Source organism: Campylobacter sp. RM9331 (assembly GCF_020137685.1).
Taxonomy (GTDB): Bacteria; Campylobacterota; Campylobacteria; order Campylobacterales; family Campylobacteraceae; genus Campylobacter_E.
The window spans coordinates 1-22,734 of record NZ_JACGBA010000012.1 but is presented as its reverse complement, the minus strand read 5'-3'; the positions used below and the strand labels follow the sequence as shown (position 1 = coordinate 22,734).

Genomic DNA, 22,734 nt, shown 5'->3' with positions numbered 1-22,734 from the left:
AGCAAAGATGATATTTATAGATACTTGTTTTGGAAAAAAAAGTGATGTTATGCCTATTTGGATGATGCGTCAAGCAGGTAGATACCTAGCTGAATACAAGGCTACTCGTGCTAGAGCAGGAGATTTTTTAAGTCTTTGTAAGGATTATAAATTAGCTAGTGAAGTTACGCTTCAGCCAGTGGATATACTAGATTTTGATGCGGCTATTATATTTTCAGATATTTTAGTAGTGCCACTTGAGATGGGCTTACCACTTAAATTTGAAGCAGGTGAAGGTCCTGTTTTTGATGAGATAATATCAAGTGAAATTGATGTAGAAAAATTAAATATAAATGCAGCTAGTAAATTAACTTATGTTTATGATGCTATAAAATTAACTCGTGAAAAATTAGCTTCAAATAAAGCTTTAATAGGATTTTGTGGTGCTCCTTGGACTTTAGCAACATATATGATAGAAGGAAAAGGCTCTAAAACTTATGCAAAAAGCAAAAGAATGATTTATGAAAATCCAGCCCTAGCACATAAATTATTAGCAAAAATTACTGAAGTTTTAAAAGAATACTGCGAAAATCAAATAAAAGCAGGTGCTAATGCTATTCAGATTTTTGATAGCTGGGCTAATGCGCTTGAGCCTAGTGCTTATTTGGAATTTGCTTGGAAATATATTCAAGATTTAGCGAGTTATTTAAAGACAAAATACCCACATATTGCAATAATTGCTTTTCCTAAAGGAGTAGGTGGTTTTATTGAATGCTTGGATGCAAAAATTGATGTTTTAGGCGTTGATTGGAGCACTCCACTTCAAGTAGCAGCAAAAACTCCTTATGTATTGCAAGGAAATCTTGAGCCTTGCAGACTTTATAGTAAAAAAGCTATAAAAGAAGGCGTTGAAATCATAAAAGAACTTACAAAAGATAAGGCTCATATATTTAATTTAGGGCATGGAATTTTACCTGATATTCCAGTAGAAAATGTAAGATATTTAATAGATTGTGTAAGAAATGCTTAGTTTAATATCTCTTGGCGGGACAATTTCTATGCGTAATTTAGGCGAAGGAGCAATTCCTAGCCTAAATGCTGATGATTTAACAAGTTCATTTAAAGACATTAATGCAATAACTTTTAGCAATATCTCAAGTCCAAATATAACTTTTTCAATGTTAATTGAAGTTTTAAATCTTGCAAAAGAAGAGATTAAAAAAGGCTCTAGTGCTGTAATTATTACTCAAGGAACTGATACTTTAGAAGAAAGTTCATTTTTTTGTAATTTATTTTGGGATTTAGATGAGCCACTAATTTTTACAGGTGCTATGAAAAATCCTAGCGAGTTAGGAAGTGATTATCTAGCTAATATTAGCAATGCAATTACTTTAGCAAATAGTGAATTAGCAAGGGGTTTAGGTGTGCTTTGTGTATTAAATGATAGCGTTCATTCAGCACAATTTATCCATAAAAGCAATTCATTTAGTCTTGAAACTTTTACAAGTTTTAATCGTGGTTTGGTTGGAGAGATTAAAGAAGGTAGGTTTTATTTATTTAATAATAATTATAAAAGGCTAAAACTAAAGCCTTTAAAAGAAATTACTAAAAAAGTAGCCCTGCTAAAAATGTGCCTTGATTTTGACAATGATATGCTTGAATATGCTTTAAATAATTATGATGGTTTGGTAATTAGTGGCTATGGAGCAGGGCATGTAATGGCTAGAGCTATGCCAATTATTCAAAAAGCAAATATTCCAATAATTATGACAAGTAGATGTGAAAGTGGTAAAGCAGGTCTTAGAACCTATGCTTATGCTGGAGCTGAAGTTGATTTGATTAAAAATGGTGTAATTATGAGTGAATATTTAAGTGATGTTAAGGCTAGAGCTTTATTAATTAGTGCTTTATCTTTAGGAATTACAAATATAAAAGGTATGATTGAAGAATTGATTTAAAGGCAAATAAATTGCCTTTAAACTTATAGTTTTTCTTTTATTTTTTCTGCATCAAATCCAAAATATTTAAATACATCTTTTTCTTTACCACTAGCGCCAAAACTATCCATTATGAAAAGCTCATCGCAGTATTTATATAATTCATAAGACCTTGCAGCTTCTATTCCGATAATCTTGCCTTTTAATAAAGATTTATCAAATTCTTTATCAAATAATTCAAAGCAAGGCATACTTAATACATTTATATTTTTATCTTTTGCAATTTCAAGTGCAAGTGCAACTTCGCTACCACTTGCAATTATTGTAGCTTCTGCATTATCGCTATATTTTATAAAATAAGCTCCCTTGCTAATATCAGGAATGCTTGTATTTAAGCTTGGAAGTGCTGAGCGACTAAGTGTGAATGCACTTGGATTATTTAGCTTTAAAGCTACTTGCCAACAAGCTATATTTTCAGCCATATCAGCAGGACGGAAAGTGTATAGATTAGGAATATTTCTAAGAGTGCTGATTTGCTCAATTGGTTGATGAGTTGGACCATCTTCTCCTACTCCTATGCTATCGTGTGAAAATACAAAAAATGCTTTTAAATTCATTAAAGCCGCTAATCTTATTGAAGGCTTTAAATAATCACTAAATACTAAAAATGTAGCACAAAACGGATGTAAACCATATCTTGCCATTGCATTTATAATAGCACCCATTGCATGCTCACGAATACCAAAAGCTATATTTTTACCACCATTTCTAATATCTGCATAATCTTTTAGATAAGTTTTATTTGATGGTGCTAAGTCCGCTGAACCACCTAAAAATGTAGGAATTTGTTTTGCTATTTCGTTTAGACAAGCGTGGTTGCTATCTCTTGTAGCGTAATTTTTACTTAAATCAAGTTTAGAAAAATCCACATTTAAATCTTTTTTGCCTTCTAAATAAGCTATAAATTCTAATTGTTCATCATTAAATTTATTTGCTTTATCCCAACTTGCAAAATACTCATCACTTCTTCTACACATTTTCTCAAAGCCATTTTTAGCTTCACTATCTATATAAAATTCATTTTCATTCCAATTAGCTGCTTTTTTAGCTTTTAAAGCTAGTTCAGCACCTAGTGGTGAGCCGTGAGTTTTCTCGCTTCCTTCTAATTCACAAGCACCTTTTCCAATCTTGGTTTTAGCTATGATAATACTTGGACGCTCAGCATTTTTAGTCATTTCTAAAGCCTTGCTAATTTCATCAAAATTATGCCCATCAATAGTATAAACATCAAAGCCAACACTACTAAATCTAGCCTTTATATCATCACGAAATGCTTGTTTTACATCGCCTTCAATACTAATTTCGTTACTATCATAAATTAATACTAAGTTATTTAAATTATGAACATTTGCTAAAGAACAAGCCTCATAGCTAATTCCTTCTTGCAAATCCCCATCTCCACAAAGGCAGTATATTTTATGATTTAACGAATTATTTAGTTTGCTACTAGCAAATTTTGCTGCCATTGCGAAACCAACAGCATTTGCAATACCTTGACCAAGTGGGCCTGTATCTATTTCTACTCCGTGAGTTTTAATCTCAGGATGCCCTGCTGCAAGTGAGCCTAATTGGCGAAAATTTTTAAGCTCATCAAGACTTAAATTAAATCCACTTAAATGTAAAAATGAATATATTAAAGAACTTGCGTGTCCGCCTGAAAATACTAATCTATCACGATTTATATGATTTTTTGTATTTAGATTAATTTTTGTGCTAAGCACTGCTAAAATATCACTAAGCCCCATTGCTACGCCTGGATGACCACTATTTGCACGATTAATCATATCTACACTTAAAAATCTTAAATTATTTGACATTTTTTCTAACATTTATTTTCCTTTGTTAATTGTTATAAAGAATTGAAAATCCCCGTTTTTATTCTCGTCTTTAATATATCTTTGGATTAATATATTTAAAACACCGCTTTGTTGAATTTGTTTATTAAAATCTACTTTAGTATTTACTATTACATTATTTACTCTTAGGATTTTATCTTTTAGCTTAAAGCCTAAATTTTTATTTGAAATTCCTATTACATTTAGATTATTATCTAAAGTTATTCCTAAAGAATTTGAAATCTGTTTTTTAACAATTGCTTTTTTTGTTGTAAATACTGGTTGTTCGTATATTTTAGGACTTACAACAGAGCTTATATTAATTTCTTCATTATCTCTTAAAACTTTTAAATAAATAGTGCTTTGATTTTCTGCAAAAAGTATTCTTTCGTTTAATGCCCTAAGTGATTCTATAGGCTTATCATCTATGCTTAAGATTTCATCATTTAATCTTAAGTTGCTATTAAAAGTAATACCACTTACAAAATATCTATCCCCTCTTTGAGTAAATGTAGCACCAATATCGCCCCAATAAACATCATTATATTTTTTAAAATGATTTAAATAGCGATTTCCTATAAATTCTCCATTTAATAAACTAATACCTAAAACCTTGCAACAAGGAGAATTTAATAAACCAATTTTTGTATTAAAATCAAGCTTATCTCTTTCAAACAAACCTTGAGCTAGATATTTTAAATGTCCTATATATTCTTTTTTAGCATCAATAATTCCTAGCCAATCATTTCTAGTTCTTGTTGTTTCATCATCTGTGATTGGCTTTATTAAAGAAAAATCAGTCCTTACTAAATAAAGATTTAAAAATGGGTCGTATTTAATGTATGAATTTAATTTTGTATCAGGTAATTTTACTACAGCTAAAAGATTTTCATCTAACACAAAAGCAGGTAAGCCTTCGTAATTTAACATACTTGCTTTATTTTTTTCATAACATGCTAAATAATCATCAAATGTAGGTCGCTCTACGCCAAATAAGGTCGCTACTAACATTAAAGATAATGCAAGTTTTCTCATTTTCCTGCCTTAAAAAACATATCAGCCGCAGCATTTTTTGTGCTTGAACTTGCACTTTCTAATGCTTCATTTAGTGCAGAAATTAATAATATTTGCATAGATGATTTGTCTTTTAATAATTCATCATCTATTTTTATATCAATTACTTGAAATTTGCCATTTACTTTAACTTCTACCATTCCAGCACCACTTTTTGCTACAAATTCTTTATTTGCTAATTCGTTTTCAAATTCTTTAGCTTTATTTTGGACATCTTGCAACATTTCTTGCATTTTAGAAAAATCAAAATCTTTAAACATATTCACCTTTCAATCTAATTTTTTCTTCATAATTGTGTATTTCATCTAAGCATTCAAGTGCTACTTTTTCATCTAAAAATGGATATTTTACACCTTTTATTTCTTGGTAATCTTCATCACCTTTACCTAAAATCATAACACATTCATTTTTATTTTGAGCTAAAAGTGCTTTATAAATTGCTAATCTTCTATCAATTACAATATTTATATTTTTTAATTCGTTTTCGCTTAAGCCATCTATCATATCTTTAAGAATAGCAATAGGTTCTTCATCTCTTGGATTATCACTTGTTAAAAATAAAGTTTTTGCATAATGACTAGCTATTTTTGCCATAGGAGTTCTTTTACTTTTATCGCGATTACCACCTGCGCCCAATACTACTATTAATTCTTTATGCTTCATTGCTTCTAGCACATTAGCAATTCCATCTGGAGTATGGGCAAAATCTACTATTATTTCTTTATTATATTTATTAGGAATGCTTTGCATTCTTCCCATTACCCCTGCATAATTAGCAATAGCATTAGTTAAATCATCTTTATTAGGTTTTACTAATTCATTAACACAAGCAAAAGCTGCAAGAAGATTATAGATATTAAATAAGCCTTTTAAAGAAGAGCTAATCTCATAAAGCTCATTTTTAACAGCAAAAACTGCTTCAATACCATCAATTAATGTATAAGCTTTTACGCTATATAAAGCAGGATTTTCTATACCATAAGTAATAGCACCTTTTACATTATAAGAAAATTTATAAGCATCTTGATTTATTATTTTTAAGCATTCATCTTGAAAAAAACTTGCTTTACAATTTGCATAATTTTCAAAAGTTTCGTGAAAGTCTAAATGGTCTTGAGTTAAATTAGTATAGATTTTAGCAGCGAATTTCATATCTCCACAGCGATTTTGTGCAATTGCGTGAGAGCTTACTTCCATTACAAAATATTCGCAATTATTTAAAGTTGCAATTTGTAAATACGATAATAATTCTAATAAAAATCCTGTTGTTAAAGATTTTGCCGCAACTTTTTTATCATTACAAAATGCCCCACGAGTTCCACATAAAAATACTTTTTTACCTAAATCAAGCAATATAGAATAAATTGCAGCAGCGGTAGTGGTTTTACCATTTGTGCCTGTTATACCTATAATTTTTATATTTTCATTGATTTTTAAAAGTTCTCTTGCTTTTGCTTCGTTAATTACTAAAGCACCTTTAGATTTTGCATCGTTTTCGTATTTGGAATTTGAATTAGTTAGTAAAAAATAACAACCTTTTTCACATTCATTTGAATTATCTGTTATGTAAGAATTATCTAAATTAACTTTCATAGTTTTTCAAAAGCTTCCTTTCCACCTTCAAGATTTATTAGCGAAATATTGCTATCAATTTGTTCTTTTAAAGCCCTTTCAAGCCCTAATTTTAAAGTGGTATTTGCAGCAGCACAACCATGACAAGCACCAAGTAATTTTATATAAACAACCCCGTTTTTAACACCCAAAAACTCCAAATCACCACCATCATTATGAAGTATGTGAAGCTTTGATTTTAGGACATTTAAACAAGGTTCAATTAATTCTTCATCACTAAATATCATAATTTTTCCTTATTGTAATTTGTGTTATTGTGCTTTAATAAAATAAATATTCATTAACTAAGTTAGATGATAATTTTTATTTACAAATATTTTTTTAGGAGAATAAAATGGCAAAAGAATTAACAAGTGAAAATATTAATTTAGCTAAAAAAGGCGTTGCTTTAGTAGATTTTTGGGCACCATGGTGTGGACCTTGCAGAATGCTTGCACCTGCTATTGAAGAATTAGCAAATGAATTTGAAGGTAAAGCATTAGTGGCTAAAGTTAATATTGATGATTGTGAAGAATTAGCTGCTGAGTTTGGAATTCGCTCAGTTCCTACTATGTTATTTTTCAAAAATGGCGAAATAGTTGATACGGTAATTGGTGCTCAAGCAAAACAAGCTTTAGCTGATAAATTAAACTCACTATTATAATAAAATGATAAATCTAGCAGTATTTGGGGCAAATGGTAGAATGGGTAAGGAGCTAGTAAAACTAGCTTTGGCTGATGAGAATATTGATTTAGTATATTCTTTTACTAAGGAAAATAATGATTATAATGAGCTTTTTAAAGCTAATGTTATAATAGATTTTTCTACTCCTGCTGCTAGTGTTGAGTTACTTGAAAAAGCTAGCTTATTAGATAATCCACCAGCTTTAGTTGTTGGAACTACTGGGCTTAAAGATGAATATTTTAAAAAAGCTAAAACTTATAAAGGTAAGTTTTTTTGGGCTTCTAATACTTCATTGGGTGTTGCAATATTAAATGAACTTACGAAAATTGCTGCACTTGCTTTAAAAGAATTTGATATAGAAATTTATGAAAAACATCATAAACATAAAGTTGATGCTCCTAGTGGAACAGCTCTAACATTAGCAAAAAATGCACTTGAAGCTAGAAATAAAGCTTTAAATAAAGAGCATAAGATTTGCTTTAACAGAGAAGGCAAAAGAGAAGATAACGAAATAGGTTTAGTAAGCCTTAGAGGTGGAAGCGTTGCAGGGTATCATAGCGTTGGATTTTATGGAGATGATGAAAGTATAGAATTAATTCATAATGCAAATTCTAGAGTAATATTTGCTAAAGGTGCTATTAATGTAGCAAAATGGCTTATTACTAAAGAGAATAAAAATTATTCTATGAGTGATTTTGTAGGTGAATTATTAAATAAGTAAATTATAAAAACATATTTTATTTTTAAGATTGCTTATAAAATTTGCAATTAGTATTGCTTAATAACGAATAAAAATAATACCCTTAAACAATACAGGTTTAAAATTTATAATCGTTATTTGAGCTTAATTTTTACAATATAAGTGATTTATAAAAAGGGCTTTTGCTTTATAAAATGTTTTTAAAGTCCTTAAAATGTAATTTAATAATTTTTGTAAAACCTACTAAATAGATTTTAAAATCAATTTATGTGTTAAAATTGATAGAATTTTTTATTAAAACAGATATTAAAATTTTTAAGAGAATTTAAGCTAAGATATTTTAAAGCTTCACAAAATAATTAGTATTCAAATTTATGGATTATTATTTGCTTTATTAAAATATTTATAAAATTTTTTATTGCAGAGCAATTGTTGTTGTAAAATAAATTTGTTTTTATATTCTTTTATATTCATAAATTTATATATCAAACTAGAAATAAACTTATAATTCAAAGAATTTTATAAGCATATTCTTATTGGTTTATAAGTTTATAATTAATATCAATAAAATACATATTTTAAGTGATATTTAGAAATTACGATTTCTCGTAATTTCTTAGTTTTAATGTAAATCTTTATTTAGTTTAATTGCTTTTTTATTAAAGCCTACTTGAAGTTTTCCATTAGTTGAGTTTAGTCTAAAGTGTAGGGCATTTAATCCTGATAATTCTTTAGCTTTATAAACATTTTTATCAAAATTAAAATTAGGATTTGCATTCTTAAGTCCATCACATAATAACAATTCAACCTTGCTTCCACCTAAAATTGCAATACCTGCATCAATTACACAATCATCTCCTAAAACTATTCCTGTAACACTATTTGCTCCTAATAAACATCTTTTACCAACACTAATTGGTGTGCCATCAGTCCCGCTTAATACTCCTAAAATACTTGCACCACCGCCAACATCACTACCTTCGCCTACTATTGCAGAGCTTGAAATTCTACCTTCACACATTACCGAACCTAGAGTTCCTGCGTTAAAATTCACATAACTTGCACCTGGCATAATCGTTGTTCCATTAGCTAAATGTGCTCCTAATCTAACCTTAGAAGTATCTAAAATCCTTGTATTATCAGCTGGGATTATTGTTTGTAAATATCTTGGGAATTTATCTACAAAATCAATTTCAGGATAAGTTTTGCTAAATTTTAATTCAGCTTCAAATTCTCTTAAATATTCTAATTCATAAGGTTTTGAATTGCTCCAAGCAAGATTTTTTAATAGTCCAAAAGCTCCATTTAGATTAATCTCTCTTGGTTTTACGAATTGTCTTGATAATAAATGTAGTTTTAAATAAACACTAGCAATACTTTTAGGTGCTTCATCGCTATTTAGTGCAACTAGGAAAAATCTTTCATTTTTTATATTTTTTAAAGCCGCTTTTAGGCTTATTATATTTTCGTGTCTTTTGCCATCGTTTTCAAAGCATTCAAAATGTTTTAAGATATTTTTGATTTGCTCTTCTTTAAGCTCGATACAAAACTCACTTTCATTTTTGTAATTATTTAGTGCTAATTCTTTAAAATACACAGCAAAAGTGCCGAAATTTTGCATATAATTTACATTTGCAAAATCAATATAAATTAATTCTTTGCTTTTTTGTCCGAAATACCCAACTCCTAAAGCAAACGCAAGTGGTTTAAAAAAGTCTTTTTCGCTTTGAACTTTTTCACAAAATTCATTAAAATTATTCATAAAATCTCCTTAAATCATATAACTTGTTTGATATAAAGTAATTAGCTCTTTATAAAGGTCTTCATCACTTCGTTTTTCTATAATACCATTACTTGGAAATAATCCATCATAAATCATTTGAACATTTTTAAATCTATTAGGGTGTAAGTGTGCTAATAGCTTTGCTGATATTTCTTTTCTTACTAAAACGGTTGGCGGGATTAGCCCTGAATGAAGCATTTCTCTAATCATTGATGAGCGATATTTTATGTGATGATGAGCTCCGTGTGGGCATGATTTTGTGCTTACCATTACATTGCATTTATTACAAAATACAAATTCAGGTAAAACTATTAGCTCTAAGCCTGTTTTTTTAGATAATTCATCTATAGCTGTATGTGCTAAATTATTATCATAAAACAATCCTAAACCTTGATGGTTTTGTCCTATTACTAGCTTATTTGCACCAAATGAACTTGCCAATAAACATTCGTAATTTGGGTCAAGATAAGGACTAAATAAATCTATGTTTTTTAAATACACAGGGAAAATTCTCTCAAGTGGTAAAAAGTTTTTCGCATAGTATTCAAAGCATTCTTTTTTTGCTTGAAAATTTAAAGAATTTGTATCATATCCTTCAACTACGAAAATTATCACTAAATCAGCCTTATCAATAGTCCATCTTAGCATTCTTTCGTGTGCTCTTGTAATTGGGTCGGCATTTAGGATTAGGGCTGTTATTTTTTTGGCATTATTTTTTTTGATTTTATTATTTAGAGCAGTTTTTACTTTTTTAAATTCATTATTAAAAATCTCAACCTTTCCTGCTATGCAAGGATTTAATTCTTTATCTAATTTGCAAGTATTTGCACTAAATATATTTGTGTATGCTTTATCATTATCAAAAGTAGTTGCTTGAGTGATTTTTCCTACTTTTTTATCATTTAATATTAATGTAATTTCATTGTTAAATTGATAGTTTTTAATATCATTATTTAATTCGTAATTAGGAGAAAAAGCCAAAGTACAGGCTGATATATTTTTATCAATTGTGGCGGAATTAAATTCTTTAAAAACTTCTTCTTTATTTGGTAAATATCCATTGGTATTAAAAGAATTAATTTCAATTAGACTTAATATACTTAATTCTTTTTCAGTAATTTTTATTTCTTTTATTTTATCTTTTATTGATTCCATATTTTCTCCTTTTTTCCCAAAGTGATTTTCTGCTTAATCCTAATTTTTTACTAAGTTCTGTATCAGAATAGCTTTTTTGCCAATTAATTATCATATTTTTTATGTAATCATCAATTGTTAGAATTTCTCCTAATGCTAGTGTATTTGAATTATCTTCTAGCTCAATTATATTAAAGCCTTCAATATCGGCATTTCCATTAGTGTGAAATATAAAATTTTGCCCTTTACTAAGCTTTATAATTTGCTCTAATTTAGAGCCTTTTAAAACTTGAAAATTTGTAAAATATCTAATATCTCTATCTCCTACTAATAAATTATTTAGATTAAATGAGCTACTTAAATCAGTAAAATGAATATTTACATTATGAGAGAATACATAATTAAAAACATAGCTATCTGCTAAGATTTGCTTATTTGTTTTTATTAGTGTTGGAAATACTAATCTTTTTGCTGTATGAAATTTTGAATCAATAACTGATTTTATATAGCTACTTAATGCGGTATTTTGAGCTTTTAGCTTGTTGTAGCCATAAAAATAGTTTATTTTTCTAATAAGTTCTTCTATCATAAAAGGTTTTTGTATGTAATCATACGCTCCAGCTTCAATAGGCATACTAACTGTATCACTACTCACATAAGAAACTAACAATAATATAACGCTATTTTTATGATTTTGAATAACTTTTAAAAAATTATCTATATTAGTAGATAGCAAAATAACATCATAATATTTGTTTTTTATATCTTTAAAATCATTTGCAACTTCACAAATATATCCAGCATCATTTAGCTTTAAAGCCATACTTTGAGCTAAGTAAATCTCATTTTCAACTATTAATATTCTCATACTCGCTCCAATCAAATAATTTCATATTAACAACTACGCTTACGCTTATACCTTCGCATCGCCCAACAAAACCTAGTTTTTCTGTTGTAGTAGCTTTTATATTAATATTGCTTGTTTTTAGGGTAGTGATTAAATTCTTTAGCATTTCTTGTTTATATTTTAAGAGTTTTGGTTTTTCAGCACATATTGTAATATCAGCATTAATTAGCTCGTATCCATAAGATTTGCATTTATCATAAGCAAGTTTTAATAGTTGCATAGAATTTGCGTTATGATAATTATCATCATCAGGGCTAAAAGCAGCTCCAATATCTCCTAAGCCACAAGCTCCAAATAAAGCATCAGTAAATGCGTGAGCTAATACATCTCCATCAGAGTGTGCTTTTAGAGCGTATTCTTTTCCTAGTCTTACACCTGCTAAGATTAATTCTTCATTTTTATTATCTTCATCTAATTTATGCCCTACATTAGAGTGGCAAAACTCATGAACATCGTATCCATATCCAACAAAAATATCTTTACTTGGCTTTGCTAGATTGAGTAATTTTAATTTTTGCAAGTCATTTTTTGTAGTTATTTTAAAGCTTAATTCATCTCCATTTATAGCTTTTATTGTTCCGTTATTTGCTAATATTGCCGAGCTTTCATCTGTAAAATTTTTTAAATTCGCAGATTTTAAAGCAGAGCTTTTGCTAAGTTGTGGGGTTTGAACCAATCTTAGTTCATTTCTATTTAAATAGCATTGTTTTTCTTCATTATAAATTGTATCAACAATTTTAATAGCTGGAAAAACGCAATCATAATTTTTAGCATTTAATATAAGTTCGTTTAATACATTAGGATTTATAAAAGCTCTTGCTACATCAGTAATTAAAACATATTGAGAATTTACTTTTTCTAAAGCATTTTCAATACTTTCAAATCTTTCTTTACCGCCTTTAACATAAATATAATTTGGCTCTTTAACTTCATAAAAACAAGGCTCATCACAAACAATTATTATTTTTGAAAACTTATATAATTTCTCAAATTCTTTTGCTAAATATAGCCATAATGGGGATTTATTTATATATAAATTTTGCTTTTTACAAGGTAAATTAAACCTAGTAGAATTACCTGCAGCTAATAAAATAAGCGTTATATCCAACATAATTATCCTTAAAATTATGATTTTGAGTAAGTTTTTAACATAATTTTATTTAAATCTTATCTAAAATGTAACATTTTTATAAATTAAATTAAAAATTGTTACATTCCGTAACAAGTTATAAAGATACTATGATTTTTTTAGCGGGAATTTGAAATTGAATTACATCATTTATTGAGTAATTTTTACATAATTTATTTTTTTTACCAATTGCTTTGATGATTTGATTATTGAAATTTAATGTAAAATAAATTAACTCATCTTTAATATCTATATTTTGAATAATTGCATTAAAGCTATTTTCTTTATTATTTTCTAATTCTATAAAATTAATTTTTGTTATTAATATAACTTCATCAAATAATTTTAGATTTAATTCAGTAAGAGCAGCTACTGAAATATTTGCTTTTATTAAGTCATCACCGCATTTGCAAGTTAGATTTATATAATTTTTCTCATTTTTAATCTCAACTATTTTAGCCTTAATTTTATTTTGAGCTGATAGTTTATAGGTAAAATCATCATTGAGTTTGGCTTTAAATTTGCAAAACTCTTCATATTTTTTTAATATATTTTCACTAAAAGCACTTAATTTACTTCCTTCTTTTCTTGAAGTATTTGAAAATAGATTATACTCACTAGCTTTGCTTATTTCATCAAGACTATCCCAAGCATTTTTATAAGAAATATTCAAATTCTTAGCAGCTTTGCTAATGCTTTTGTCTATTTTGATTTGTTGCAAAAGCAATATATGTTTTTTTGTAATTTTTACATTATCATTTAAAATAAATTCAATTTCTAGATTAATTTTCATAGTTTGTTCTTAATATTTTTTTGTTATTATTTGCCAAAAATACTAAATATGGAGTAATTTTGTGATAAAAAAATTATTTTTTATCCTTTCTTTGATTACGCTAGTAGTTGCGAACGAAATTGATGATTTTGAAGCGGAATTTAATCAAGTAGAAAGAGTAGATAAATTTTATAATTACAATAAAGCTGTTACTAGTTTTAATTATGCAGTTTATAATATGAGTTTAAGACCACTTAGCAATATTTACAATACTATCACTCCTCCAATAGTTAAAAAAGGTGTTAATAATTTTTTCCACAATTTAGGGTCTCCGCTTAGATTTATTACTTTATACTTGAGTGGAGAATTTAAATCAGGAACTGCTGAATTAGGAGCATTTTTAGGTAATACCACATTGGGTTTAGGTGGTATTTTAAGACCTTTTAAATATGAAAAAGAAAGTGATTTTGGCTTGATGCTTGCTAGATGGGGTGTTCCACCAGGAGAGCATATTGTTTTACCATTTTTAGGACCTTCAAATGTAAGAGATGCTTTGGCTTTGCCGTTTGATTATGCTTTAAAGCCTAATTTTTATTTAACTAATAATGCTAGTATTAGCGTTTCTACTTTTGGGCTGATTGATAAAACAAGTAGTAATTCTGTTTTAATTAATGAAGCTTATAAAAGTATAAATCCTTATGTAACAATAAGGGATTTTTATGAAAAAAACCGAAAGGAATTAGAATGAAAAAATTATTAATAATAGCTTTAAGCTTAGCAAGTTTATATGCTTACAAAATTGATACTTTTAAAGATGACATTGTTTTAGATGTTGCAAAAATACAAGATATCTTTAAAGGTGATGGCAACGATAAATCACAAGATTTATTTAATTTATTAAAAGATGATTTAGATATTGAATTAATGACAAAATTAGTTCTTTCAAAAAACGCTAATGAGTTAAGCGCTGAAAAATTAGCAGAATTTCAAAATATTTTTATAGAAAGACTTAAAAAAGATTTTTCATCTAAAATTGATTTGGTTAAAGGTAGTAGCCTTGAATTAACAAGCACTAATATAGATGATAAAAGATGTCAGGCAAATATGAAAGTTGAGTATGAAGAACAGGTTAAAGAAATGATATTTAAGTTTAGAATTATCAATAACGAATGTAAGTTATATGATATTGATATTTTAAATACAAGTTTAATAGCTAGTTATAGAGCTCAGTTTTTAGATATTATAAAACAGAGTGGAATTAATGGCTTATTTGAAAAGCTTAAATGAATAAAATAATTAATTTTCTTCTTGTAAATTCTAAAAAAGTTTTTATGATAACTCTTTTACTTTGTTTAGGGTTATCATATTATTCTACAAAGATAGAAGTTGAAGCAAAATCAACTAGCTTTTTCTTAGAAGATGATAAGGATTTACAACTATTTAATGAAAGTATAAAAACTTTTGGTTCTCAAGATTTTTTAGTATTAGCCTATAAAAGCCAAGGCGATGTCTTTAGTATTGAAAGTATTGAAAAACTTCAAAATATAGAGAAAAAACTATTAAAAATAGATGGTGTTAAATCAGTTCTTAGTATTTTAAATGCTCCATTATTTTTAAGTGATGGAAAAAGTATAAATGAAGGAGCTAATTTATTAAAAGCTAAAGATGAAATAAGTAAAAATAAATTTTATTTAAAGAATTTAATTAGCAAAGACTATTCGGTTGTTGATTTTTTAATATATGCAAACAATCCAGATGATTTGATTGTTACATTAAAGCAATTTGCGCTTGATAATGATTTGATTTTAGGTGGGATGAGCGTTATTGCAAGTGATATGATTACTTATGTTAAATCTGATTTATATGTTTATGGAATAGGGTTGTTTGTATTATTATCAATTGCTATTTTTATATTTTTTAGAAGTTTGTATTTTGTATTTGTTTGTATGTTTATATGCTTAATTTCTCTTTTTAGCACGACGGGAATTTTGGCGATTTTGGGTTATAATATAACCGTTATTTCAAGTAATTATGTAGCATTGGTTTTAATTATTACAATTTCTGTTATAGTGCATTTATTATCTCATTTTTCAGAACTTATAAACTTTAATAAAAATACAGATAGATTAACACAAGTAAGACACACATTATTAGCTAAAGCAAAACCTAGCTTTTATGCTATTTTAACAACCGTAGTTGGGTTTTTAAGTCTTGTTTTTTCAGGAATAAAACCTATTAGTGAATTAGGTGTTATGATGAGCATTGGTATTAGTGTTAGCTTGCTTTTATGCTATTTATATTTGCCTTATTTGTTACTTGCAAAAAAAGATTTTAAAAATGTATATTTTGCTAAAGAGCCTAAGTTTTTATTGTTTTGTGCAAATACTGCAATAAATCATAGAAAAATAGTATATTTTGTAAGCTTGATAATAGTTGTTTTTGCCATTGTTTCAATTCCAAAGCTTAGTGCTGAAAATAGTTTTGTGAATTATTTTAAAGATAGTAGTGATATTAAAAAAGGTTTATTATTAATTGATGAAAAATTAGGCGGAACGCTTCCGTTAGATGTAATTGTTAAATTTAACGATGAAGACGATGAACAAGTTGATGAGTTTGCTGAATTTTTAGATAATAGTGATAAGTATTATTTAACACCATCAAAAGTAGAAATTCTAAAAAAAATTCATAATTTCTTAGAAAATCAAAATTATGTAGGCAGTGTTTTAAGCCTTTATTCGCTTTTAGATTTTGCAAAATCTATGAATAATGGTAAGGATATTGATGGCTTTTTGCTAAATATATTGCAAAATAACCTTGAAGAAAGCACTAAAAAGCAAATTATTTATCCATATTACAACGAAAAATCAAAAGAATTTAGAATAGCAATTAGAATGGTTGATAGTGATAAAACTTTAAAAAGAGCTAAATTTTTAAAAGATTTAAATGATAATTTAAGAGAACTTACAAAAAATGATAATATAAATATTCAAGTAAGTGGAGTTATGGTGCTTTATAACAATATGCTAAGCTCACTTATAAGCTCTCAAGTAGATACTCTTAATTTTGTTATACTTAGCTTATTTGCATTGTTTTTAATAATTTTTAGAAATATAAGATTTAGTATTATTGGAATAATTGCTAATTTAATTCCTATTTCATTATTGTTTGCGATTATTGCTTTTAGCGGACTAAGCCTTGATTTAATGAGTATTACAATTGCTGCAATTTCTATTGGAATTGGAGTTGATGATATAATACATTATGTGCATAGGTTTAAAGAAGAAATCAAAAAAAGGAATTTAAATGATGCTATTAGGGCAAGTCATCAAAGTATTGGTTCAGCACTTTACTATACAACTTGCACTATTGTTTTAGGATTTTGTCTTATGATGAGCTCTAATTTTACACCTACTATTTATTTTGGATTACTGACTGTTTTAGTTATGATTTTATTATTATGCGGTTCTTTGTTTTTATTGCCATCACTTATAATTAGTTTATATTTTAAGGGTTATTTTAAAAACGAATTATCAAAGAAGGATTTAAGTGCTTAAGTTTAATAATATAATTTGGCTTTTAAGAAAAAATTTTTTTATTACTTTTATTTTGCTTGTATTGGTTTTGTTTTTTAGTTTTTATGTGAATTTTACAACCGTCAATGATAAGCTAATTAACAATAATAAATTGATTTCTCATAGTATTCAAAATGCTATAAAACAGCATAAAATTAGACTAGATTTATATTCAAAAGCACTTGAGATGGATCCTGATTTAAAGAGTTTGGATTTAAATACATTTTCAGCATTTTATTATCTTAATGAAGATGGAGAAGTCTTAGATAAATTTAGTAGTGATGAGGTTGACCCTTTAAAAAAATTCATAGAAATTAATACTAGAAATTTAGTAGATAAGACTACTTATATTAGTGAATTAATAACCACAAAAGATTTACAAAGTAGCATATATTTTGCAAAAAAATTAGAGAATAATAAAAATACATTTTTGGTTGCAAAGCTTGATTTAAAAGAACTTTTAAAAAGTGTGAATAAATTTAATACAGATTATATATTAGTAGATTCTTTTGGTAATGTTTTGTATTCAAGTAATCAATCAAAATTAGATTTATCTGTCAATGTAAATGAGTTTAGTTACTATTGGTATTTATCTGGAATTTATCAAACAGCAAGTAATTCTGATAATATTATTAAAGAAGTAGAATATAGTGGCTTTAATGTAAGAAGCTTTATATCTGTAAGTGAGTATTTTAATTATTATTTTATATTGAGCGCATTTTTACTAATAATATTAGTTATGTATTTTTGGAATGCTTATCTTGATTCTATGTTGGTTGAAAATGGTTTAGTTAAGCAAGTAAGATATTGCTATGATTTACAAGGAGCTAGCGATATTGATGAGTTTCAAAATTTTGAGCTAATAGAAGGCTCTGATTTAGAAGACTTGCAAAAACAAACGGCATTTTCGGTTCTTGAATATAAAGATATTAAAAAAGAATATAGAGAATTAGAACAAAGACTTAGCTCTATGTTTAGTAAAAGCACAATTCCTATGCTAATGATTGATGCTTTTACGGCTAAGATTTTTAAAGCAAATCAATCAGCACTTGATTTTTATAATCAAAAAATTACAGGTATGTCTAAAATGAATTTGTATATGCTTGGTAAAAAAGAACAAAGAGATACTATTATAGACCCGATAAATTTTGCAAACAATATGCAAAATTCTATTAAAAATCAAGGATTTTATATACAAACTGAACACTATGTGAATGGAGAAGACTTTAAAGAAGTTAAAATATATCCATTCGTTATGAGATCAGAGAGATTTTGCTATGATATTTTGATGATTTTAGATACTAATATGGTTAGTAAAAGTTATGAAAATATTAAATCTCAATATGAAGCTTTAGAAAAAAGTTTCATTATTACTATGAATTTTACACTTAAAGGTGGTAAGTTAAAAATAAGAAGTTGTAGTAAAAATATAGATAGGATTTTAGGTTATACAGCTTTAAGTTATACTTATTTTAAAGAGCTTTTACATAAAAGTAGCTATCCTGCTTATATTGAATTTTTATTAAAATTAAAAAATCTTAAAGATAATAGTTTTACAAATTATTCTAAAGTAATTGAACAAAATTTATATTTAAGACAAAATAATGGTAGATATGCAGAATTTAAAGTTAGCTTTAATATTTCAAGAGATTATAATTATGATAGTAAACAAGCTAGATTTTTAAATATAACAGCTCATCTTGCTTTATTAAAACAAGATATATTAGAAGATGAAATAAAAGAACCTATATCTTTTAGTGATATTTATAAACAAAGTAATTCTATCATAGGTATATTTGATAAAGAATTTAAATGTATTAGTGCCAATAAAGAACTAAGAAATTTATTAAATACTCAAAATGTACCTAAGATATATTTAAAAGACTTGTTAGCAAAAGAACAAGATAAAATTATTGCAAATATATTAGATGGCAAAACTTGTTTTATTAAGGATATTGTTTATTTAAAAGACTTTAATAACATATTGCATCCTAATAAATTAAGCTATGTTGTAACTAAGAATTCTTTAGGTGAGAATTTATATTGTTTAATTTTTAGACAAGAATACGACCCAGCAGAATTGGATAATTTTGTTGTATTTTGCAAAAATAGAATTGTAAATAATGAGAATTTAGATATTTTGTATTGCGAATATTACTATAAAGTAATTGGCAATAGAATTAACAATAATGAATCTTTTGATAATTTAGATTTTGATAAATTCTTAAATAATATTAGAAATTTTGATTTTACTAATGAAGAATTGGCTATTAAAGCAGATTATATGAGTAGATTAGTATCTTTAGTGAAAGAAAAAAATAGAGATAAAATTATGCAAATGTATGAAAACGGAAATAATATTTTTATAGGAGATATATATGAGCAAAGCTGACATATTAGTAGGTATTCAGTGGGGAGATGAAGGTAAAGGCAAAGTTGTAGATAAATTATGCGCTAACTATGATTTTGTATGTAGGAGTGCAGGAGGACACAACGCAGGTCATACTATTTGGGTTGATGGAGTTCGTTATGCTTTACATTTATTACCTAGTGGTATTTTGCATCATCGTTGCAAAAATGTAATAGGAAACGGGGTTGTATTAAATCCTGAAGTTTTGATTACAGAAATGGCTCAATTTGATAATTTAGAAGGTAGATTATTTATTAGTGATAGAGCTCATCTTAATTTAAGTTATCATGCACAAATTGACATCGCTAAAGAAAAATTTAAAGGTGATAATGCAATAGGAACGACTGGTAAAGGAATAGGACCTTGCTATTCTGATAAGATTTCAAGAAGTGGGCATAGAGTAAGTGAGTTGCTTGAACCTGAAAAACTTTGTAATGCAATTTTGAAAGATTTTGTGATAAATAAACCATATTTTGATACTTTAGGCGTAAATGCACCTGATGCAAATGAGCTGTTGGCTAATCTTAAAAGATATAAAGAAATGTTAGCACCATTTATTTGTGATACTACAAGACTTATATGGAAAGCTTTAGATGAAGATAAAAAAGTCTTATTAGAGGGAGCTCAAGGTAGTTTATTAGATATTGACCACGGAACTTATCCTTATGTAACTAGCTCAACAACTATTGCTGCAGGAGCTTTAAGCGGTTTAGGATTAAGCCCTTATGAAGCAGGCAAATCAATAGGAATAGTAAAAGCTTATACTACAAGAGTTGGACACGGACCTTTCCCTACAGAAGATAAAACAGAGCAGGGCGAAAGAATAGGCGAAATAGGAAAAGAAATAGGTGTTAGCACAGGTAGAAAAAGACGCTGCGGATGGTTTGATGCAGTAGCTGTAAGATATACTGCTAGATTAAACGGGCTTAGCGAACTTGCTTTAATGAAATTAGATGTTTTAGAAAATTTTGATAGCATTAAAATTTGTAAAGCATATGAATATAAGGGCGAAATAATTGATTATGTTCCAGCTGATTTAGAAAATGTAAAACCAATTTATGAAAGTGTTGATGGCTTTGGTAAAATTTATGGAATTAGAAGATATGATGATTTACCTGTAAATGCGAAAAAATATATCTCAAAAATTGAAGAATTAGTTGGTGTAAAAATAAAAATGATTTCTACTTCTCCTGAGCGTGAAGATACAATCATTTTATGAAATTTAAACAAATATTAAGTGTAAAAAAGCAAGCTTTACAAAATGCAGAGCTTGCTTTAAATAAAGCAAAACTTAAAAAAACTGCAATTGAACAAGAATTTGAATTAGTAAAAAAAGAATTAGACACATATCCAGAACCAAAAACTATACTTGAAATAAAATTAGCAAATGAAGCGATTTTTTTTAATTTAAATAAACAAAAAGAATTACTAGAGAAAATTAGTTTATGTGAAAAAGAGATAGTGCATTTTACTCATTTGTATAAAAAAGCTTCGCTAGATTATGAGAAAATAAAATACTTACACGATGAAGAAATTAAAAAAAAGAAAAAAGAATTTGAAAAAAAACAAGCGTTAGAGTTAGATGAGATTGCAACAATGAGATTTTTTGCAGCTAATCAAGATATAAATTAAGTTTAAGGTTTTTAGTAAGATATTTGATAAATTATTAAAAAAGGCTGTAAATCAAAAATAGCTTTATTTTAGATATACAACCGATATTCAAAAGAATATAATTAAAGCCATTGTTAATAATAAAGATAAGTATAGTAATATTTTTTTATTCTTACTACACGGAAGAAGAAAAAACGAAGTATTAAGCCTTAAATAAAAAGTTATAGATTTTAAAAACGAAAGCTATATAATACGCTCCGAAAATTGTAAAATCTCTAAAACTATGGAATATTCATTAACACCACTTTTAAAAGATAGATTAAAACTACATTTTGAATGGACTTTTTTCAATTCCGAAGAAGATTTCGTTTTTACAAACCCAGATACGGCAAATAAATATATAGATTTACGCAGAGCTTGGAATAACTTTTTAAATAAAAACAATCTACCAAAAATGAGACTTCACGACATAAGGCATTTAATAGGAACTTATGCTATTAATCATTTAGGACTTAGTATGGAAAGCGTAATGCTTACCTTAGGACATTCAAACATTACAACTACACACGGCTACTTAACACGCAATAAAAACCTTTCAAAAATGGTAATTAATAGCATTTTAGAAAGCGTTATAACTCCTTTAAATAACAATAATTAATTTTTACTAATTTATGCTTTATGCTTTGTTGGGGTATGGGGGAAACCCCCATAAAGGCTTAAAAGGTAATCCCTTTTAAGCCGTAGCAATAAAAACGCAAAGCGTTTTTACTCTAGTTAATGCGTTAGCATTAACACCACAAACGCATAAAAACGCCTTTTATTTCAAAAATCTACTAAAAACAATATTTACCTTTATTATTAGCCCTTTAACGATTTAAAGCACCATTAAACGCATTTAAAGGCTATATCTTTAAGTTTATTAAATCTAAAGCTAAATAATCTAAGAGAGAATAAAAAGGGCGTGAGTTATGGCGGGGGGCGTGAGCCCAACGCCGTAACGAACCCCGCCTTGTCTTATTTATACAAATTTGCGAGATTTTAAAAATTCGTCCCTTAAATGCCTATCACATAGGCATTTCAACCTTATTAAGTTTCACTTAAGAAAACCCCATTTTTTACCCATTTTTTAAGTTAGTTTTGAGAAGAATTATTAAAATATAAAGTAAAATCCTAAAAACAAAAAAATTATAACATTAAGTTTATTTTAAGTATTAAAAAGATACTATTCGGAAATTTAACTCATAGAGAGTAAGAAACATTTAAGATACTATGAAAAGAATTGAAAATTGGTTGCGAAAGAGGGATTTGAACCCCCGTCCTTCGGGTTATGAGCCCTAATTGCTCAAAACATACCATTTTTAAGTAAAGTTTAATTTTATTTTTGCGTTAGTATAATAGTATATTCTTAAATATAACTTAAATGATTATATATCTAAAAAATAGGCTTTTAAATTACTTTTAAAACTTATAGAAAAAAATCTCGCACTTTTTTAATAAATTGACAAGGCGGGGTTAGTTATGGCGTTGGGCTCACG

General features: G+C 27.3%; 21 protein-coding genes. 11 read left to right on the top strand and 10 right to left on the bottom strand.

The genetic code is table 11. The annotated features are described in order from the left end of the window. The first annotated feature begins 7 nt into the window (after positions 1-7). Both hemE and AVBRAN9331_RS05880 read left to right on the top strand, forming a co-directional pair. A complete protein-coding gene (hemE, locus tag AVBRAN9331_RS05885; protein ID WP_336612618.1) occupies positions 8-1,009 on the top strand; it encodes a uroporphyrinogen decarboxylase in 1,002 nt (333 codons plus the stop codon). Beyond that, positions 1,002-1,937: an asparaginase gene (locus AVBRAN9331_RS05880; RefSeq protein WP_336612617.1), complete on the top strand. Its 936-nt coding sequence runs from the start codon at positions 1,002-1,004 to the stop codon at positions 1,935-1,937. The genes hemE and AVBRAN9331_RS05880 overlap by 8 nt, the downstream gene beginning before the upstream one ends. 23 nt (positions 1,938-1,960) lie before the next feature. Here the strand turns inward: AVBRAN9331_RS05880 and AVBRAN9331_RS05875 are convergent, their stop codons facing one another. Genes AVBRAN9331_RS05875 through AVBRAN9331_RS05855 form a run of 5 tightly spaced genes read right to left on the bottom strand, consistent with a single transcriptional unit; the run spans position 1,961 to position 6,747 of the window. Further along, the gene (locus AVBRAN9331_RS05875; protein WP_336612616.1) at positions 1,961-3,805 is read right to left on the bottom strand and encodes a transketolase family protein; all 1,845 of its coding nucleotides are present in this window, start codon (positions 3,803-3,805) and stop codon (positions 1,961-1,963) included. Further along, on the bottom strand, positions 3,806-4,846 hold the full coding sequence (locus AVBRAN9331_RS05870; protein ID WP_336612615.1) for a DUF7488 domain-containing protein: 1,041 nt from the start codon (positions 4,844-4,846) through the stop codon (positions 3,806-3,808). It lies immediately after the preceding gene. Continuing rightward, the gene (locus tag AVBRAN9331_RS05865; RefSeq protein WP_214117222.1) at positions 4,843-5,145 is read right to left on the bottom strand and encodes a YbaB/EbfC family nucleoid-associated protein; all 303 of its coding nucleotides are present in this window, start codon (positions 5,143-5,145) and stop codon (positions 4,843-4,845) included. Before AVBRAN9331_RS05865 ends, AVBRAN9331_RS05870 begins: the two co-directional genes overlap by 4 nt. Then, positions 5,138-6,478 carry a UDP-N-acetylmuramoyl-L-alanyl-D-glutamate--2,6-diaminopimelate ligase gene (locus tag AVBRAN9331_RS05860; RefSeq protein WP_214119955.1) on the bottom strand — a complete coding sequence of 447 codons (1,341 nt, stop codon included), beginning with the start codon at positions 6,476-6,478 and terminating at the stop codon, positions 5,138-5,140. Before AVBRAN9331_RS05860 ends, AVBRAN9331_RS05865 begins: the two co-directional genes overlap by 8 nt. After that, the gene (locus AVBRAN9331_RS05855) at positions 6,475-6,747 is read right to left on the bottom strand and encodes a NifU family protein (protein ID WP_214117289.1); all 273 of its coding nucleotides are present in this window, start codon (positions 6,745-6,747) and stop codon (positions 6,475-6,477) included. Before AVBRAN9331_RS05855 ends, AVBRAN9331_RS05860 begins: the two co-directional genes overlap by 4 nt. Positions 6,748-6,851: 104 nt before the next feature. On the opposite strand from AVBRAN9331_RS05855, the gene trxA reads away from it, so the two are divergent. Together trxA and dapB are read left to right on the top strand one after the other, a co-directional pair. Then, entirely contained in the window at positions 6,852-7,160 is a 309-nt protein-coding gene (gene trxA / locus AVBRAN9331_RS05850; protein WP_214117217.1) for a thioredoxin, read from the top strand. A 4-nt stretch (positions 7,161-7,164) separates the two neighbouring features. Continuing rightward, positions 7,165-7,902, top strand: a complete 738-nt coding sequence (gene dapB / locus AVBRAN9331_RS05845; protein ID WP_214117215.1) for a 4-hydroxy-tetrahydrodipicolinate reductase — start codon at positions 7,165-7,167, stop codon at positions 7,900-7,902. A gap of 601 nt (positions 7,903-8,503) precedes the next feature. Here the strand turns inward: dapB and AVBRAN9331_RS05840 are convergent. The 5 genes from AVBRAN9331_RS05840 to AVBRAN9331_RS05820 form a co-directional block, all read right to left on the bottom strand. After that, the gene (locus tag AVBRAN9331_RS05840) at positions 8,504-9,643 is read right to left on the bottom strand and encodes a tetrahydrodipicolinate N-succinyltransferase N-terminal domain-containing protein (RefSeq protein WP_214117213.1); all 1,140 of its coding nucleotides are present in this window, start codon (positions 9,641-9,643) and stop codon (positions 8,504-8,506) included. Positions 9,644-9,652: 9 nt separating this feature from the next. Then, complete coding sequence (locus tag AVBRAN9331_RS05835; protein ID WP_336612614.1) at positions 9,653-10,819, bottom strand: sulfate adenylyltransferase; 1,167 nt, start codon at positions 10,817-10,819, stop codon at positions 9,653-9,655. Further along, positions 10,800-11,666 (bottom strand): response regulator, encoded by an 867-nt coding sequence (locus tag AVBRAN9331_RS05830; RefSeq protein WP_336612613.1) that lies wholly within the window; start codon positions 11,664-11,666, stop codon positions 10,800-10,802. The genes AVBRAN9331_RS05835 and AVBRAN9331_RS05830 overlap by 20 nt, the downstream gene beginning before the upstream one ends. Continuing rightward, positions 11,647-12,816 (bottom strand): 2-C-methyl-D-erythritol 2,4-cyclodiphosphate synthase, encoded by a 1,170-nt coding sequence (gene ispF / locus AVBRAN9331_RS05825; protein ID WP_214117205.1) that lies wholly within the window; start codon positions 12,814-12,816, stop codon positions 11,647-11,649. Before ispF ends, AVBRAN9331_RS05830 begins: the two co-directional genes overlap by 20 nt. 115 nt (positions 12,817-12,931) lie before the next feature. Beyond that, the gene (locus AVBRAN9331_RS05820; RefSeq protein WP_336612612.1) at positions 12,932-13,627 is read right to left on the bottom strand and encodes a molybdenum-dependent transcriptional regulator; all 696 of its coding nucleotides are present in this window, start codon (positions 13,625-13,627) and stop codon (positions 12,932-12,934) included. A 91-nt stretch (positions 13,628-13,718) separates the two neighbouring features. On the opposite strand from AVBRAN9331_RS05820, the gene AVBRAN9331_RS05815 reads away from it, so the two are divergent. The 7 genes from AVBRAN9331_RS05815 to AVBRAN9331_RS05785 all read left to right on the top strand — a co-directional run bounded on the left by AVBRAN9331_RS05815 (position 13,719) and on the right by AVBRAN9331_RS05785 (position 21,857). After that, positions 13,719-14,354 (top strand): MlaA family lipoprotein, encoded by a 636-nt coding sequence (locus AVBRAN9331_RS05815; RefSeq protein ID WP_239803552.1) that lies wholly within the window; start codon positions 13,719-13,721, stop codon positions 14,352-14,354. Then, the gene (locus AVBRAN9331_RS05810) at positions 14,351-14,893 is read left to right on the top strand and encodes an MlaC/ttg2D family ABC transporter substrate-binding protein (RefSeq protein ID WP_336607322.1); all 543 of its coding nucleotides are present in this window, start codon (positions 14,351-14,353) and stop codon (positions 14,891-14,893) included. Before AVBRAN9331_RS05815 ends, AVBRAN9331_RS05810 begins: the two co-directional genes overlap by 4 nt. 44 nt (positions 14,894-14,937) lie before the next feature. Further along, positions 14,938-17,160: an efflux RND transporter permease subunit gene (locus tag AVBRAN9331_RS05805; protein ID WP_336612611.1), complete on the top strand. Its 2,223-nt coding sequence runs from the start codon at positions 14,938-14,940 to the stop codon at positions 17,158-17,160. Beyond that, a complete protein-coding gene (locus AVBRAN9331_RS05800; RefSeq protein WP_336612610.1) occupies positions 17,153-19,570 on the top strand; it encodes a hypothetical protein in 2,418 nt (805 codons plus the stop codon). The genes AVBRAN9331_RS05805 and AVBRAN9331_RS05800 overlap by 8 nt, the downstream gene beginning before the upstream one ends. Continuing rightward, on the top strand, positions 19,557-20,807 hold the full coding sequence (locus AVBRAN9331_RS05795; protein ID WP_239803555.1) for an adenylosuccinate synthase: 1,251 nt from the start codon (positions 19,557-19,559) through the stop codon (positions 20,805-20,807). The genes AVBRAN9331_RS05800 and AVBRAN9331_RS05795 overlap by 14 nt, the downstream gene beginning before the upstream one ends. Next, positions 20,804-21,220, top strand: coding sequence for a hypothetical protein (locus AVBRAN9331_RS05790; protein WP_214117182.1), 417 nt, complete (start codon positions 20,804-20,806; stop codon positions 21,218-21,220). Before AVBRAN9331_RS05795 ends, AVBRAN9331_RS05790 begins: the two co-directional genes overlap by 4 nt. Positions 21,221-21,422: 202 nt before the next feature. Beyond that, positions 21,423-21,857 carry a tyrosine-type recombinase/integrase gene (locus tag AVBRAN9331_RS05785; RefSeq protein WP_336612624.1) on the top strand — a complete coding sequence of 145 codons (435 nt, stop codon included), beginning with the start codon at positions 21,423-21,425 and terminating at the stop codon, positions 21,855-21,857. The last annotated feature ends 877 nt before the right edge of the window (positions 21,858-22,734 follow it).